Source organism: Pseudomonas sp. MRSN 12121, assembly GCF_000931465.1.
In the GTDB taxonomy this organism is placed as follows: domain Bacteria; phylum Pseudomonadota; class Gammaproteobacteria; order Pseudomonadales; family Pseudomonadaceae; genus Aquipseudomonas.
Genome location: NZ_CP010892.1, coordinates 1,680,652 through 1,695,334 on the forward strand (window position 1 = coordinate 1,680,652; position 14,683 = coordinate 1,695,334).

14 protein-coding genes are annotated in these 14,683 nt (G+C 64.5%); 5 read left to right on the forward strand and 9 right to left on the reverse strand.

What is annotated here, in order from left to right; translation table 11 throughout:
- The first annotated feature begins 66 nt into the window (after nucleotides 1–66).
- Nucleotides 67–1,191, forward strand: coding sequence for a GNAT family N-acetyltransferase (locus tag TO66_RS07640; RefSeq protein WP_044461766.1), 1,125 nt, complete (start codon nucleotides 67–69; stop codon nucleotides 1,189–1,191).
- 15 nt (nucleotides 1,192–1,206) lie between these two features.
- On the opposite strand, the gene aqpZ is transcribed toward TO66_RS07640, so the two are convergent.
- The 5 genes from aqpZ to TO66_RS07665 form a co-directional block, all read right to left on the reverse strand.
- Nucleotides 1,207–1,905 (reverse strand): aquaporin Z, encoded by a 699-nt coding sequence (gene aqpZ, locus TO66_RS07645; protein ID WP_044461767.1) that lies wholly within the window; start codon nucleotides 1,903–1,905, stop codon nucleotides 1,207–1,209.
- Between the two features lie 384 nt (nucleotides 1,906–2,289).
- Entirely contained in the window at nucleotides 2,290–4,122 is a 1,833-nt protein-coding gene (locus TO66_RS07650; protein ID WP_044461768.1) for an ABC transporter ATP-binding protein, read from the reverse strand.
- 102 nt (nucleotides 4,123–4,224) lie between these two features.
- Nucleotides 4,225–4,788, reverse strand: coding sequence for a peptidylprolyl isomerase (locus tag TO66_RS07655; RefSeq protein WP_044461769.1), 564 nt, complete (start codon nucleotides 4,786–4,788; stop codon nucleotides 4,225–4,227).
- Nucleotides 4,789–4,791: 3 nt separating this feature from the next.
- Entirely contained in the window at nucleotides 4,792–5,595 is an 804-nt protein-coding gene (locus tag TO66_RS07660; RefSeq protein WP_044461770.1) for an alpha/beta fold hydrolase, read from the reverse strand.
- A gap of 42 nt (nucleotides 5,596–5,637) precedes the next feature.
- On the reverse strand, nucleotides 5,638–6,561 hold the full coding sequence (locus tag TO66_RS07665) for a LysR family transcriptional regulator (RefSeq protein WP_044461771.1): 924 nt from the start codon (nucleotides 6,559–6,561) through the stop codon (nucleotides 5,638–5,640).
- 49 nt (nucleotides 6,562–6,610) lie between these two features.
- Between TO66_RS07665 and TO66_RS07670 the strand changes: the two genes are divergently transcribed.
- From TO66_RS07670 to TO66_RS07680, 3 genes are all read left to right on the forward strand, one after another.
- Entirely contained in the window at nucleotides 6,611–6,925 is a 315-nt protein-coding gene (locus TO66_RS07670; RefSeq protein ID WP_044461772.1) for a hypothetical protein, read from the forward strand.
- Between the two features lie 149 nt (nucleotides 6,926–7,074).
- Complete coding sequence (locus tag TO66_RS07675) at nucleotides 7,075–7,674, forward strand: FMN-dependent NADH-azoreductase (protein ID WP_044461773.1); 600 nt, start codon at nucleotides 7,075–7,077, stop codon at nucleotides 7,672–7,674.
- A gap of 739 nt (nucleotides 7,675–8,413) precedes the next feature.
- On the forward strand, nucleotides 8,414–9,274 hold the full coding sequence (locus TO66_RS07680) for a carboxylate/amino acid/amine transporter (protein ID WP_044461774.1): 861 nt from the start codon (nucleotides 8,414–8,416) through the stop codon (nucleotides 9,272–9,274).
- A gap of 120 nt (nucleotides 9,275–9,394) precedes the next feature.
- On the opposite strand, the gene TO66_RS07685 is transcribed toward TO66_RS07680, so the two are convergent.
- Entirely contained in the window at nucleotides 9,395–10,693 is a 1,299-nt protein-coding gene (locus TO66_RS07685) for a mechanosensitive ion channel family protein (protein WP_044461775.1), read from the reverse strand.
- A 192-nt stretch (nucleotides 10,694–10,885) separates the two neighbouring features.
- Between TO66_RS07685 and TO66_RS07690 the strand changes: the two genes are divergently transcribed.
- Nucleotides 10,886–12,232 (forward strand): DEAD/DEAH box helicase, encoded by a 1,347-nt coding sequence (locus TO66_RS07690; protein WP_044461776.1) that lies wholly within the window; start codon nucleotides 10,886–10,888, stop codon nucleotides 12,230–12,232.
- A 58-nt stretch (nucleotides 12,233–12,290) separates the two neighbouring features.
- Here TO66_RS07690 and TO66_RS07695 read toward each other — a convergent pair whose 3' ends face one another.
- The 3 genes from TO66_RS07695 to TO66_RS07705 form a co-directional block, all read right to left on the reverse strand.
- Nucleotides 12,291–12,566 (reverse strand): hypothetical protein, encoded by a 276-nt coding sequence (locus TO66_RS07695; protein ID WP_044461777.1) that lies wholly within the window; start codon nucleotides 12,564–12,566, stop codon nucleotides 12,291–12,293.
- Nucleotides 12,567–12,722: 156 nt separating this feature from the next.
- The gene (locus TO66_RS07700; protein WP_044461778.1) at nucleotides 12,723–13,670 is read right to left on the reverse strand and encodes a GyrI-like domain-containing protein; all 948 of its coding nucleotides are present in this window, start codon (nucleotides 13,668–13,670) and stop codon (nucleotides 12,723–12,725) included.
- Between the two features lie 119 nt (nucleotides 13,671–13,789).
- Nucleotides 13,790–14,527, reverse strand: a complete 738-nt coding sequence (locus TO66_RS07705; protein ID WP_044461779.1) for a thioredoxin family protein — start codon at nucleotides 14,525–14,527, stop codon at nucleotides 13,790–13,792.
- Between the last annotated feature and the right edge of the window lie 156 nt (nucleotides 14,528–14,683).

A 14,683-nucleotide genomic window follows, 5' to 3' on the forward strand; every position in this document is an offset into this window, starting at 1 on the left:
GGTTCCGGGGCGCCCGGCGATCGGCGATACTCGGCGCGTTCGTGGACCACACTCGCGGGGAACCCCATGCCGTTGCAATCCTTGACCAGCCTGTCCGCCGTCGATCCGCAGCAATGGGACGGCCTGCTCGGTGACGGCCAGCCGTTTCTGCGCCACGCCTTTCTCAGCGCGCTGGAGGACAGCGGCAGCCTCGGCCCGCGTTCCGGCTGGCAAGCCGAGCACCTGCTGCATGTGCGGGACGGACGCTTGATCGCGGCGCTGCCCAGCTACCGCAAATGGCATTCCTACGGCGAGTACGTGTTCGACCATGGCTGGGCCGAAGCCTGCGAGCGGGCGGGTATCGAGTATTACCCCAAGCTGCTGAGCGCCGTGCCGTTCAGCCCGGTCAGCGGCGCGCGCTTGCTGACGGCGGCCGGCGAGGATGGCCTGGAGCTGTTGCAGAGCCTGCCCGGTTACCTGGAGATCGAAGGGCTTTCCAGCGCCCATATCAATTTCACCGACGCCTTCGCCGATGCCGCCCTGGCCGGGCAGCCCGGCTGGTTGCAACGCCTGGGGTGCCAGTTCCATTGGCAGAACCGCGGCTATCGGGATTTCCAGGATTTTCTCGACGCCTTGAGTTCGCGCAAGCGCAAGCAGATGCGCAAGGAGCGCGAGCAGGTGGCGGGGCAGGGCATCGAGTTCGAGTGGCTCGAAGGCCGGCAGCTCAGCGAGGCGCAGTGGGATTTCGTCTATGCCTGCTACGCCAATACCTATGCGGTGCGGCGCCAGACGCCGTACCTAACCCGGGCCTTTTTCAGCCTGCTGGCCGAGCGCATGCCGCAGGCCATCCGCGTGGTCCTGGCCAGGCAGCACGCCAGGCCGGTGGCCATGGCGTTCAGCCTGATCGGTGGCGACAGTTTCTACGGGCGCTACTGGGGTTGTCTGGCGGAGTTCGACCGCCTGCATTTCGAGACCTGTTTCTACCAGGGCATGGACTACGCGATCGCCCAGGGCGTGCAGCGTTTCGACGCCGGGGCCCAGGGCGAGCACAAGCTGATCCGGGGGTTCGAGCCGGTGATTACCCGCTCCTGGCACTACCTGCGCCATCCGGGGCTGGCGACGGCGGTGGCGGACTTTCTCGAGCGTGAACGGGTAGGGGTGCTGGCCTACGCCGAGGAGGCGAGGGCCGCGCTGCCGTACCGGCAGGCGTGACCCTCGGGCAGGGCTTCAGTGGTCTTCGCTGCCCAGCCAGCGATAGATCCCGCCGCCGACTATCGCGCCGAGGATCGGCGCCAGCCAGAACAGCCACAGTTGCTGGATCGCCCAGCCGCCGACGATCAGCGCCGGCCCGGTGCTGCGCGCCGGGTTGACCGAGGTGTTGGTCACTGGAATCGAGATCAGGTGGATCAGGGTCAGCGCCAGGCCGATGGCGATCGGGGCAAACCCTGCCGGCGCGCGCTTATCGGTGGCGCCGAGGATGATCACCACGAACATCCCGGTCATCACCACTTCGCTGGCAAAGCCCGCCGCCAGCGAGTAGCCGCCCGGCGAATGTTCGCCATAGCCGTTGGACGCGAGCCCGCCGGCCAGCTCGAAGCCGGGCTTGCCGCTGGCGATGAAGTACAGCAGCGCCGCGGCGATCACCGCGCCTATCACTTGCGCGATCACGTAGGCCGGCAGTTCCTTGAGCGGAAAGCGCCCGCCCACCACCAGGCCGACGGACACCGCAGGGTTGAGATGACAGCCGGAGATATGACCGATGGCGAACGCCATCGTCAGGACGGTCAGGCCGAACGCCAGCGACACCCCCAGCAGGCCGATCCCGACCTGCGGGAACGCGGCCGCCAGCACCGCACTGCCACAACCACCCATTACCAGCCAGAAGGTACCCAGTAACTCTGTGACTGAACGTTTGAACAGCGACATGAAGTGATTCCTTGATAGGTCGACCTATCGATCCGATAACCGCCGTTATGCAGCCCGACTGCCCGGCTACGGGCCCTGTGCCAGAACCTAGGGGTCAGTACAGCAGGCTTTTTTTACAAATCCAGTTCGCGGCCTGACTGGTTCTCCCTGCCTGGTGTTTCTGTAGCCGCTGCCGAGCCTGGGCGAGGCTGCGATCGAGGACGAAGTCCTCGCAAGACCTGAGCACGCGGTGTTCCAGGAAGAACGGGTTGTCCGGTTTTACGACTGCTTCGCAGTCGATCGCAGCCTCGCCCAGGCTCGGCAGCGGCTACAGGGAGTGGTGGGGGCAGAAAAAAACGCCAGGGCCCGGGAGGGCGCTGGCGTTTTTGGGGGGAGTGTGGTGGCTCAGTCGATACCGACGAAACCGCCGGTCTGGTGCTGCCACAGGCGCGCGTAAAGGCCGCCGTGGGCCAGCAGCTCGGCATGGCTGCCGCTTTCGGCGATGCGGCCTTTTTCCAGGACCACCAGGCGGTCCATGCGGGCGATGGTCGAGAGCCGGTGGGCGATGGCGATCACGGTCTTGCCCTGCATCAGGGTCTCCAGACTTTCCTGGATCGCCGCCTCGACTTCCGAGTCCAGGGCCGAGGTGGCTTCGTCCATGATCAGGATCGGCGCGTCCTTGAGCAGCACCCGGGCAATCGCGATGCGCTGGCGCTGGCCGCCGGACAGCTTGACCCCGCGTTCGCCGACGTGGGCGTCGAAGCCGGTACGGCCCTGGGCGTCGGACAGCAGCGGGATGAACTCGTCGGCCCGGGCCTTGCGCACGGCTTCCCAGAGCTCCTCGTCGGTGGCGTCGGGCTTGCCGTACAACAGGTTGTCACGGATCGAGCGGTGCAGCAGCGAGGTGTCCTGGGTGATCATGCCGATCCGTTCGCGCAGGCTTTCCTGGGTCACGTCGGCGATGTTCTGGTGGTCGATCAGGATGCGTCCGCCTTCCAGGTCGTAGAGCCGCAGCAGCAGGTTGACCAGGGTCGACTTGCCGGCGCCGGAGGGGCCGATCAGGCCGATCTTTTCCCCCGGGCGAATGGTCAGGTTGAGATCGCTGATGACCCCGGCTTTCTTCCCGTAGTGGAAGTCCACATGCTCGAACCGCACTTCGCCGCTGGCCACCGCCAGGCGCGGCGCCTGCTCGCGGTCGCTGACGCTGATGGGCTGGGCGATGGTCTGCAAGCCGTCCTGGACCATGCCGATGTTCTCGAAGATGCCGTTGACCACCCACATGATCCAGCCGGACATGTTGACGATGCGGATCACCAGGCCGGTGGCCAGGGCGATGGCGCCCACCGTGATCAGCGACTGGGTCCACAGCCACAGGGCCAGGCCCGTGGTGGAGACGATCAGCAGGCCGTTCATGGCGGTGATCGCCACGTCCATGCTGGTGATGACGCGTCCGGCCAGCTGGCTTTTTTCGGTCTGCTCGCCGATGGCCTCACGGGCGTAGTTCTGCTCGAAGTGGGTGTGGGCGAACAGCTTCAAGGTGGTGATGTTGGTGTAGCCGTCGACGATCCTGCCTACCAGCTTGGAGTTGGCGTCGGAGGAAATCACCGCGCGCTCCTTCACCCGTGGCACGAAGTAGCGCAGGGCGCCGATGTAGCCGGCGATCCAGACCAGCAGCGGGATCATCAGGCGCCAGTCGGCCTCGGCGAACAGCACCAGGGAACTGACGGCATAGATCAGCACGTGCCACAGGGCGTCGACCGCCTGCACCGACGAGTCGCGCAGCGAATTGCCGGTCTGCATGATGCGCTGGGCGATGCGCCCGGCGAAGTCGTTCTGGAAGAAGCCCAGGCTCTGCTTGAGCACGTAGCTGTGGTTCTGCCAGCGGATCAGGCTGGTCATGCCCGGGCTGATGGTCTGGTGCACCAGCAGGTCATGCAGGGCGACGAACAGCGGGCGGAAGATCAGCGCCACCACCGCCATCCAGGCCAGTTCCAGGCCGTGGGTCTTGAATACCTCGACGTTGGGCGTGCCCTGGGCCAGGTCGATGATGGTGCTCAGGTAGCTGAACAGCGACACCTCGATCAGCGCGACGAACAGGCCGACCACCAGCAGGGCGACGAAGCTCGGCCAGACTTGCTTGATGTAGTAGAGGTAGAAGGGCAGTACGCGGTTGGGGGGAGCGGCAGTGGGAGCGTCGCGGAAAATATCGATCAGTTGTTCAAAACGACGATAGAGCATGGGATCTGACGCCCGCGTGGCGGGCTCTCCTTATCAGTAAGCGGGCGGAACACCGGGTAGTGTTCCGCCGGGACTCCCGTTTGGCCGTAGGCTCCGGGAGCCTCAGTCGAGGCGCTTGGCCGACTTGATCAGCACCGGGTCGACGGGCACGTTCTGCATGCCTTGCTTGGTGGTGGTCTGCGAATTGACGATCTGGTCGACCACGTCCATGCCGCTCACCACCTTGGCGAACACCGCGTAGCCGGCATCGCGGCCCGGATCGAGGAAGGCGTTGTCGGCGACGTTGATGAAGAACTGGCTGGTGGCCGAGTTCGGGTTCGAGGTGCGGGCCATGGACAGGGTGCCGCGTACGTTATGCAGGCCGTTGCCGGCTTCGTTCTTGATCGGGTCGCGGGTTTCCTTCTGCACCATCTGCGCGGTGAAACCGCCGCCCTGGACCATGAACCCCGGGATCACCCGGTGGAAGATGGTGTTGGTGTAGAAGCCGCTATCCACGTAGTCGAGGAAGTTCTTGCTGGAGATGGGCGCCTTGACCGGGTCGAGTTCGACTTCGATCTTGCCGAAGCTGGTGTCCAGCAGCACATGGGGCGCCTTGGCCGGTTGGGCGGCCATCAGGTTGGCCGTGAACAGAACGGAGCCGGCGACGAGGGCGATTTTTTTCAGCATGGGTCAGTGGTCCTGGGTGGTGGTGTCGACTGCGGTTAGAAATTCGAGCAGGGTCTGGTTGAAGCGTTGCGGCTGGTCCAGCGGCGTGGCGTGACGCGAATCGGCGATCACCACCAGGCGCCCGGCGGGCAGCAGTTTCACATAGGTTTCTTTCAGGGCGACCGGCGTGTAGTCGTGGTCGGCGCTGATGACCAGGGTTGGACAGGCAACTTGCGAAAGTCGTTCCTGGACGCCCCAGCCAACGATGGCATCGAAGCTTGCGAGATAAGCACGTTTGTCGTTTTTTGCCCAGCGCTCGGCCATCTTTTGCCGCAGCTCGGCCTGTTCCGGTTTGGGAAACAGCTTGCCGGCCAGGGCGACACCGATGGTTTCCAGGCTGAGCAGGCGCATCAGGCTCCAGCGCTTGAACCATTGCCAGGCATCGCCGGCGCCACGGATTTTCACCTCGGGCGCGCTGTTGACGATGCACAGGCTCTTGAGCCGCTGCGGCTGGTCCACCGCGACCTGGAAGGCGATCATGCCGCCCATGGACAGGCCCGCCAGGTGCACGCGCGCAAGGTTCAGGTGGTCCAGCAGGGCGATCAGGTCGGCGCTGAAGCCGGCGATGCTGTAGGGCTCGCGGGGCTTGTCGGAGCGCCCATGGCCACGCACGTCGGGCAGGATCAGCCGGTAATGGGCGGACAGTTCGGGGATCTGCTTCTCCCAGTCGCAGGTGCTGGAGCCAAGCCCGTGAACCAGCACCAGCGGTTCGCCATGGCCGTATTCCTCGTAGTGCAGGGTGCTGCCTTCGTGTTCGAAATAGGCCATGGCTGAATTCCTGTTCAGGCGCGTGGAGGATCGAGTGTGGGGTCAGGCTTGCTGCGGGGCGGCGAACGGCGCATCCAGCGGCGCGGTGTCGAAGGTGCGCAGCAGCTCGACGAGGATCTGCGTGGCCGGGCCCAGGGGTTTGTCCTTGTTCGAATACAGGTAGAACGTCGGGTGCCGGCTGCCACCCTGGTCCAACGGCAACACCTTGAGCAGGCCCTCCCGCAGCTCGCGCTCGATCATGTGCCGCGGCAGCCAGGCGAAGCCCAGGCCGCTGCCGACGAAGGTGGCGGCGGTGGCCAGGCTGCCGACGGTCCAGCGCTGTTCGGCGCCGAGCCAGCCGACGTCCCGCGGTTGCTGGCGGCCGGAGTCGCGGATCACCACCTGCAACTGGCTTTCCAGGTCCTGGAAGCTCAGTTCGCGGTTGAGCCGGTGCAAGGCGTGCTCCGGATGGGCCACGGCGACGAACTCCACCGCGCTCATTTCGGTGCCCAGGTAACCGGGGATATTGAAGCCGCTGATGGCCAGGTCGGCCACGCCCTCGAGCAGCACCTCCTCGACGCCGGACAACACTTCCTCGCGCAGGCGCACCCGGCAGCCGCGGCTTTGCGGCATGAAGGCGGTCAGGGCGCGGACCAGGCGCGCGTTGGGGTAGGCGGCATCCACCACCAGGCGCACTTCGGCTTCCCAGCCCTGTTCCATGTGGTGGGCCAGGTCTTCGAGCTGGCTGGCCTGCTTCACCAGTTGCCGCGAGCGGCGCAGCAATACGCCGCCGGCTTCGGTGAGCACGGCCTTGCGCCCGTCGATGCGCAACAGCGGCACGCCCAGTTGTTCCTGCATGCGTGCCACGGTGTAACTGACAGAGGATTGCGAACGATGCAGCGCTTCGGCTGCCTGGGCGAAACCGCCGTGATCGACCACGGCCTGCAGCGTTCGCCATTGATCGAGGGTAACGCGGGGCGCTTTCATGATGAGCTCCTCTTGCCCTAAGCTGGCGCTCCTTATTGGAGACTGCCGAATGAGAAAATTCTGTTGTGTGTTGCTGTCGCTGATGCCGCTCGCTGCGTTCGCCTATCCCATCGATGTGCAGAAACACCTCGAAGGCGTGAGCATCGACTACACCGCCTACGACACCGATGCCGACATCGGTTCGATCCAGGTGAACAACTACGGCACCACCGACGCCGCCTGCACGGTGGTCTTTCGCAACGGCCCCGAAGCCCCGCGCACGCGCAAGGTGGAAGTGGCGGCCGGCAAGTTCAAGAACGCCACGGCCAAGTTCAACCGCAGCATCATCAAGCTGCGCATCGACCTGACCTGCACCGCCAAGTAAGCGCAAAGCGGAGCAGGGTGCGCGGCCTGCTCCGCTTATAAACGAATTTATTGATTGGTTATAGCAGTTATTTGCGCTTTTTCATCGATATGACTCTGTTTAATCTGCGCTCCATCGACTTACAGCATCCCCGATGGAGGCTACACCCCATGTCCCGCGTTCTGATCATCGAAAGCAGTGCCCGTCAGCAGGATTCGATTTCCCGCCAACTGACCCAGACCTTCATCCAGCAATGGCAAGCGGCCCACCCCGGCGACCAGATCACCGTACGTGACCTGGCGACCAGCCCGGTGCCGCACCTGGACAGCAACCTGCTGGGCGGCTGGATGAAACCCGCCGAGCAGCGCAACGAACTCGAAGAGGCCTCGCTGCAACGCTCCAACGAACTGACCGATGAATTGCTGGCCGCCGATGTGCTGGTGATGGCCGCGCCGATGTACAACTTCGCTATCCCGAGCACCCTGAAAGCCTGGCTGGACCACGTGCTGCGCGCCGGCGTGACGTTCAAGTACACCGAGACCGGTCCCCAGGGCCTGCTCAACGGCAAGCGGGCCTACGTGCTGACCGCCCGTGGCGGCATCTACGCCGGCAGCGCCACGGACCACCAGGAACCCTACCTGCGCCAGGTCATGGGTTTCGTCGGGATCCATGAAGTCGAGTTCATCCATGCCGAAGGCATGAACCTGGGCGGCGACTTCCACGAGAAGGGCCTGAACCAGGCCAACGCCAAGCTGGCCCAGATCGCCTGATCCGTTAATCGCCAGATAATCGCGCAGTGGTCTAGTAGGCCCTGCGCTCCCCTTCAAACCTGTTTGCGCATCGAACCTCCCTTTGCACTTGTTGCTCCTGAGTGCTCCCGCCCGATTGAACGCCTTGCGAGATCGGGCTTTTTTTTGCCCGCGATTCAGCGATACCCCGTCGCCAAGCCATGCGCCGTGCAATGCCTGACGCATCGCGGTTGCCGGGTTTACGGCCGCTTTGCGTCCGATCGCAGCCTCGCTAGGGCTCGGCAGCGGCTACAAAGCAGGGGGGGAGTGATGGGCCATCGGCTGCATCGTTGCCCCGTAGCCGCTGTCGAGCGTCAGCGAGGCTGCGATCGACGGCGCAGCCGTCGCCAACCCAGGCGCCGCGATATTTCTGATACCCCGCGGTTGCCGGGTTTACGGCCGCTTTGCGTCCGATCGCAGCCTCGCCGTGGCTCGGCAGCGGCTACAAAAGCAGGGACGAGTGATGGGCTATTGGCTGCAATCGTTGCCCCGTAGCCGCTGCCGAGCGTCAGCGAGGCTGCGATCGACGGCGCAGCCGTCGCCAACCCAGGCGCTGCGGTATTGCTGATGCACCGCGGTTGCCGGGTTTGCGGCTGCTATGCAGCCGATCGCAGCCTCGCCGTGGCTCGGCAGCGGCTACGGCGAGTGTGGGGAGGCGCGGGGTTTTGCCTCGGGCGGGGCAAAACCGCTATCGTCGCCTCCCTTAGAGACGAGGCGATCCATGGGCTATCTACTGTTTGTCACGCTGATCCAGGCGTTTTCCTTCAACCTGATCGGCGAATACCTGGCCGGGCATGTCGACAGCTATTTCGCGGTACTGGTGCGGGTGCTGCTGGCCGGCCTGGTGTTCATCCCGCTGACTCGCTGGCGCTCGGTGGAACCGGCGTTCCTGCGCGGCATGCTGCTGATCGGCGCCTTGCAGTTCGGGGTCACCTACGTCTGCCTGTACCTCAGTTTCCGCGTGCTGACGGTGCCGGAGGTGCTGTTGTTCACCATCCTCACGCCGCTGCACGTGACCCTGATCGAAGACGCCCTCAACCGCCGTTTCAATCCCTGGGGCCTGCTGGCGGCGCTGGTCGCCGTGGCCGGCGCGGCGGTGATCCGCTACGACCGCATTAGCCCGGATTTCTTCATGGGCTTCTTGCTGCTGCAACTGGCCAACTTCACCTATGCCGCCGGGCAGGTGCTGTACAAGCACCTGGTGGCGCGCCATCCGAGCGACCTGCCGCACTACCGGCGTTTCGGCTACTTCTACCTGGGAGCATTGCTGGTGGTGTTGCCGGCCTTCCTGCTGTTCGGCAAGTCGAACTTCCTGCCTGAGGCGCCGCTGCAATGGGCGGTATTGCTGTTTCTCGGGCTGGTCGCCACCGCGCTGGGGCTGTACTGGTGGAACAAGGGCGCCTGCCTGGTCAATGGCGCGACCCTGGCGGTGATGAACAACCTGCATGTGCCGGTGGGGCTGCTGCTCAACCTGCTGATCTGGAACCAGCATGAAGAGCTGGGGCGCCTGTTCCTGGGCGGGACGGTGATTCTGCTGGCGGTGTGGATCAGCCGTCGCGGCATGAAAACCGTTTCCCCGTAGGAGCGAGGCTTGCCCGCGATAGCGATCTGACAGGCACCGCGTTGTCAGGCCGTTGCGCGGATCGCGGGCAAGCCTCGCTCCTACAGATAGCCGGATCGCCCCGGGGCGATCCGGCGGGGATTACAGCGCGCGTTTTTCCGCTTCGGGGATATGGCTGGCGCCCAGCACGGCCGGCAGCAGGCCGGCGCGCAGGTCGTTGCCGCTCGGCTGCTGGTACAGGCTCAGGCCGAACTCGGGCATCACTGCCAGCAGGTAGTCGAAGATATCGCCCTGGATGCGCTCGTAGTCGATCCACGCCGTGGTGCGGGTGAAGCAGTAGATTTCCAGCGGAATGCCCTGGGCGGTGGTCTGCATCTGGCGGACCATGCAGGTCATGTTCGGCTGGATGTCCGGATGGCTCTTCAGGTACGCCAGGGCATAGGCGCGGAAGGTACCCAGGTTGGTCATGCGACGACGATTGGCCGACATCGCCGCGACATTGCCCTGGGCCTCGTTCCAGCTCTTGAGCTCAGCCTGCTTGCGGGTCATGTAGTCGGTCAGCAGGTGCACCTTGCCCAGGCGCGTCTCTTCCTCGTCGTTGATGAAGCGCACGCCGCTGGCGTCGATGTACAGGCTGCGCTTGATCCGCCGGCCGCCGGACTGCTGCATGCCGCGCCAGTTCCTGAACGACTCGGACATCAGGCGCCAGGTGGGGATCGAGACGATGGTCTTGTCGAAGTTCTGCACCTTGACTGTGTGCAGGGTGATGTCGACCACATCGCCGTCGGCCCCGACCTGTGGCATCTCGATCCAGTCGCCGACCCGCAGCATGTCGTTGCTGGTCAGCTGCACGCTGGCGACGAACGACAGCAGGGTGTCCTTGTAGACCAACAGGATCACCGCCGACATGGCACCCAGGCCGGACAGCAGCAGTAGCGGCGAGCGGTCGATCAGGGTCGCGACGATGATGATCGCGCCGAACACGAACAGCACCATCTTCGCCAGTTGCACATAGCCCTTGATCGAGCGGGTGCGGGCGTGTTCGGTGCGGGCGTAGATGTCCAGCAGGGCGTTGAGCAGGGCGCTGATGGCCAGCACCAGGAACAGGATGGTGAAGGCCAGGGCCAGGTTGCCGAGGAACACCTGGCTGGTCTTGCTCAGCTCCGGCACCAGGTACAGGCCGAACTGCACCACCAGCGACGGCGTCATCTGCGCCAGGCGATGGAACACCTTGTTCTCGCGCAGGTCGTTGAGCCAGTACAGGGCCGGCTGGCGCCCGAGCAGCTTGACGGTGTGCAGGATGACGTAGCGCGCCACGCGTCCGATGAGCAGCGCCACCACCAGCAACACCACCAGCGCCAGGCTGGAATGCAGGAGCGGGTGCTCGTCGAGCGCGCCCCAGAGGTCTTGAACGTTGAGCCAGAGCTGTTTGAAATCCATGGGGTCAGTAGCTTCCTCTATGAGACAGAACGGATCGATTAGAACATTTAAACAGGCGAAAGTTACCGTTAAGGACAAATCGCCGACAAAAACCAACTGTTTCCCCGAGTTTGCATGAAAGAAACTCGGCCTTCGCGCTCGAAACCGTTACCCTATGCAGCTGTTTTTTTGCATTTCTTCGAGGTAGCACCCGTGTTTTCCGAATTCGCCCTGCACGAACGCCTGCTCAAAGCCGTGGCCGAGCTTAAATTTGTCGAGCCTACGCCTGTGCAGGCAGCGGCCATTCCGCTCGCGCTCCAGGGGCGTGACCTGCGGGTGACGGCACAGACCGGCAGCGGCAAGACCGCGGCTTTCGTCCTGCCGATCCTCAACCGCCTGATCGGCCCGGCGAAGATCCGCGTCAGCATCAAGACCCTGATCCTGCTGCCGACCCGCGAGCTGGCCCAGCAGACCCTCAAGGAAGTCGAGCGCTTCTCGCAGTTCACCTTCATCAAGGCCGGCCTGATCACCGGCGGCGAAGACTTCAAGGTCCAGGCCGCCATGCTGCGCAAGGTGCCGGACATCCTGATCGGCACCCCGGGCCGCCTGATCGAGCAACTGAACGCCGGCAACCTCGACCTCAAGGAAGTGGAAGTGCTGGTCCTCGACGAAGCCGACCGCATGCTCGACATGGGCTTTGCCGACGACGTGCAGCGCCTGGTGGACGAATGCCCGAACCGCCAGCAGACCATGCTGTTCTCGGCCACCACCGGCGGCTCGGGCCTGCGCGAGATGATCGCCAAGGTCCTGAACAACCCCGAGCACCTGCAACTCAACGCCGTCAGCCAGCTGAACGAAACCACCCGCCAGCAGATCATCACCGCCGACCACAACCAGCACAAAGAGCAGATCGTCAATTGGCTGCTGGCCAACGAGACCTACCAGAAGGCGATTATCTTCACCAATACCCGGGTCATGGCCGACCGTATCTACGGCCGCCTGGTGGCCCAGGACTACAAGGCGTTCGTGTTGCACGGCGAGAAGGACCAGAAGGACCGCAAGCTGGCCATCGACCGCCTGAAGCAGGGCGCGGTGAAGATCCTCGTCGCCACCGACGTGGCCGCCCGTGGCCTGGACGTCGACGGCCTGGACCTGGTGATCAACTTCGACATGCCGCGCAGCGGCGACGAGTACGTGCACCGCATCGGTCGTACCGGGCGCGCCGGCAACGAGGGCCTGGCCATCTCGCTGATCTGCCATGGCGACTGGAACCTGATGTCGAGCATCGAGCGCTACCTGAAGCAGAACTTCGAGCGCCGCACCATCAAGGAAGTCAAAGGCACTTACAGCGGGCCGAAGAAGGTCAAGGCTTCCGGCAAGGCCGCGGGCACCAAGAAGAAAAAGACCGACGCCAAGGGCGACAAGAAAAAGACTACGGCCAAGGCCCCGACCAAGCGCAAGACCGCCAACCGGCCGAAAAGCGACAGTCCGGCGCTGGTCAGCCAGGATGGCATGGCGCCGCTCAAGCGCCGCAAGCCACAGGCCCCGGCCGCCGAGTAAGGCGTCGCGGCAGGATGAAAAAGCCCGGGTCATCCCGGGCTTTTTCATGGGCGATCGGTCAGCTGTCGGCCTTTTTTTCGGCCGTGTCCAGCTCTTTCAGGCGCTGGTCGATCAGCTGGCATTTGTCCGGCAGGTCCTTGCTGGCCGTGCCCAGGTCCATCTTCTGCAACTCGTCGTTGATCTCCTTGGCCTTGGCCGGGTTCTGCTCGGTGAGTTTGGCCACCTCCCGGGCCAGTTGTTCCCGCTTGGCGGTGGCTTCGTCGAGGGTGCAAGCCCAGGCAGGCAGGGCGCAGGACAGGGTGCTGGCGATAATGACAACGCATAGGCGATTCATGGCTGGCCTCGGATTCGGCTCGGGGGACATGAAAGTGGAGGGAGCGGGCCGCTGGAAAGTTCAGAGTTTTACGCCGACGCCTCCTGGCATCGGCGCTCTTGCGTGGGGGGCGCCCGGGAACCGGGCCGTTCAAGAGTCAGGCGCTGTGGAGGCGATTTACAGCGCCTTCACCGGAATACACACCTCGCATTCCAGTTCCCCCGTTTGCAGGTCGTATTTCGCGTCCACCGGATAGCGCTCGAACGCGGGTCGCGAATCGGGCTGCATGCCGCTGCGGGGCAGCCAGTCGCGGCACAGTTCGGTCCAGGTGTCGGCGATGTCGGGGCCTTTGCCCCGGTAGTGGGTGATGGCGTAGAGGCCGCCGGGCAGGGTGATGACGGTGGCGGGTGCCTGGGCCTTGAAGTCGGCGGGCACTTCGATGCAGGCGTCGTAGCGGCATTTCTCGGGCGGAGTGACGTAGGGGTCGTCACGACCAATGCCGTAGCGCACCCGGCCCAGCAGCCCGTTCTCGACCATCCAGGGGAAGACGGTCTGGCGCAAGAAGGTGCCGATGTCCGGCCCGTAGGGGCCGACATAACGCAGGTAGGCGACGCGCACCGGTGGCAGTTCCTTGATTGTGACCTTCATCGTGAGCTCCTTGAGGTGGATGAAGGCGTCAGGATCGTCGAAAGCCGGGATGTGCGTCTGATCAGGATTGCTCAATTCCCGCAGGCGCCGCTCGCGAATATCGCTGAGGCGGCGATGCCAGCGTTTGGGTTCGGTGTTGCGCCAGTTGCTCGGGGTCACCGAGAAATGCTGCTTGAACGCCCGCGAGAAGGCTTCCGCGGAGTTGAAGCCGACGTCCAGGGCCACCTCCAGGATGCTCGTCTCGGGATGGCTGGCCAGTCGGTAGGCGGCACAGGCCAGGCGCCGCCGGCGCAGATAGTCGCCGAGGGTTTCGCCGACCCAGGCGGTGAACAGGCGGTGGAAATGCCAGGGCGAGAAATGCGCGAGCTCAGCGAGCTCGGCCAGTTCCAGCGGCTGGTCCAGGTGTCGGTCGATATGCTCCAGCACCCGGTTCATGCGTTGGGTGTATTCGAGGAGGCTGTGATAGGCAGGGTTCATGAGCCAAAGCTTAGCCGCAGGCCGGCCCGGGCTGGCTGGTTTTTTTACGCCACGAACCAATGAATGCGCCGGCAACTGCGCCCCGTGGCGCGGGCGTGCCGGCGACTCAGGCCTGCGGTTCAGGAGCCGCCATGACAGCAACTGGCGGCGGGGGTGTCGTCGTAACGATCATGGTGCCGCACCCATTCCATGATCTGCTCCTCGTTGCGCCCCTTGGGCGTCAGGTCCAGGTAGTTGTAGGCCCCCACCAGCAGGTCCAGGCCGCGGGCGTAGGTGGAGTAGGTATGGAAGATTTCGCCTGCCGGGTTGCGGTAGAACACGCTGAGGCCGGGCAACTCCTCTTCGCTGCCGGAGGTCGGTTCGTAGTTGTAGGTGGCGGTGCCGGCGGCGACTGCCTCGGGGCGGGCGCAGACCCCGAAGTCGTAGTTGAAGTCATTGCCGGCGGACGAGACCCAGGCGAATTTCCAGCCCATGCGCCGCTTGAAGGCCTGGAATTCGGCGAACGGCGCATGGGATACCGCCACCAGAGCGATGTCGTGGTGGGCCAGGTGCTGGTTGGCGCCGTCGATGTGATCAGCGAGGAAGGAGCAGCCCGGGCAGCCTTCGTCCCAGCCCTTGGCGAACATGAAGTGGTAGACCACCAGCTGGCTGCGACCGCCGAACAGGTCGGCCAGGCCCAGTTCGCCATGCGGGCCCTGGAAACGGTATGTCTGGTCGACCTTGACCCAGGGCAGGGCGCGGCGCTCGGCGCTGAGCTGGTCGCGCTGGCGGGTGAAAGCCTTCTCGTGAAGCAGATGCTGCTTGCGGGCCTGTATCCATTGTTCCCGGGATACGACCGGATGATCGTCGAGTTGCATGGTGTCTTCTCCTGCGACAAGTGGCGCGGCGACAGTGCCTACACAGGCTAGTCGTTTCGCCCCGGGGACAATCGACAGCCGCCGAACGGTTCCGCCCAACGGTCGGTCGCCTGCCCGACCCGGCTGAACGGCTGGCGACGGGGAGGGGTCACAACC

Coding starts and splice junctions, on each gene's coding strand:
- TO66_RS07680 (WP_044461774.1), top strand. CDS start 8,414: ATGGGCTATCTACTGTTTGTCACGCTGATCCAGGCGTTTTCCTTCAAC.
- TO66_RS07670 (WP_044461772.1), top strand. CDS start 6,611: ATGAGAAAATTCTGTTGTGTGTTGCTGTCGCTGATGCCGCTCGCTGCG.
- aqpZ (WP_044461767.1), bottom strand. CDS start 1,905: ATGTCGCTGTTCAAACGTTCAGTCACAGAGTTACTGGGTACCTTCTGG.
- TO66_RS07660 (WP_044461770.1), bottom strand. CDS start 5,595: ATGGCCTATTTCGAACACGAAGGCAGCACCCTGCACTACGAGGAATAC.
- TO66_RS07700 (WP_044461778.1), bottom strand. CDS start 13,670: ATGAACCCTGCCTATCACAGCCTCCTCGAATACACCCAACGCATGAAC.
- TO66_RS07650 (WP_044461768.1), bottom strand. CDS start 4,122: ATGCTCTATCGTCGTTTTGAACAACTGATCGATATTTTCCGCGACGCT.
- TO66_RS07665 (WP_044461771.1), bottom strand. CDS start 6,561: ATGAAAGCGCCCCGCGTTACCCTCGATCAATGGCGAACGCTGCAGGCC.
- TO66_RS07655 (WP_044461769.1), bottom strand. CDS start 4,788: ATGCTGAAAAAAATCGCCCTCGTCGCCGGCTCCGTTCTGTTCACGGCC.
- TO66_RS07685 (WP_044461775.1), bottom strand. CDS start 10,693: ATGGATTTCAAACAGCTCTGGCTCAACGTTCAAGACCTCTGGGGCGCG.
- TO66_RS07705 (WP_044461779.1), bottom strand. CDS start 14,527: ATGCAACTCGACGATCATCCGGTCGTATCCCGGGAACAATGGATACAG.
- TO66_RS07695 (WP_044461777.1), bottom strand. CDS start 12,566: ATGAATCGCCTATGCGTTGTCATTATCGCCAGCACCCTGTCCTGCGCC.
- TO66_RS07675 (WP_044461773.1), top strand. CDS start 7,075: ATGTCCCGCGTTCTGATCATCGAAAGCAGTGCCCGTCAGCAGGATTCG.
- TO66_RS07640 (WP_044461766.1), top strand. CDS start 67: ATGCCGTTGCAATCCTTGACCAGCCTGTCCGCCGTCGATCCGCAGCAA.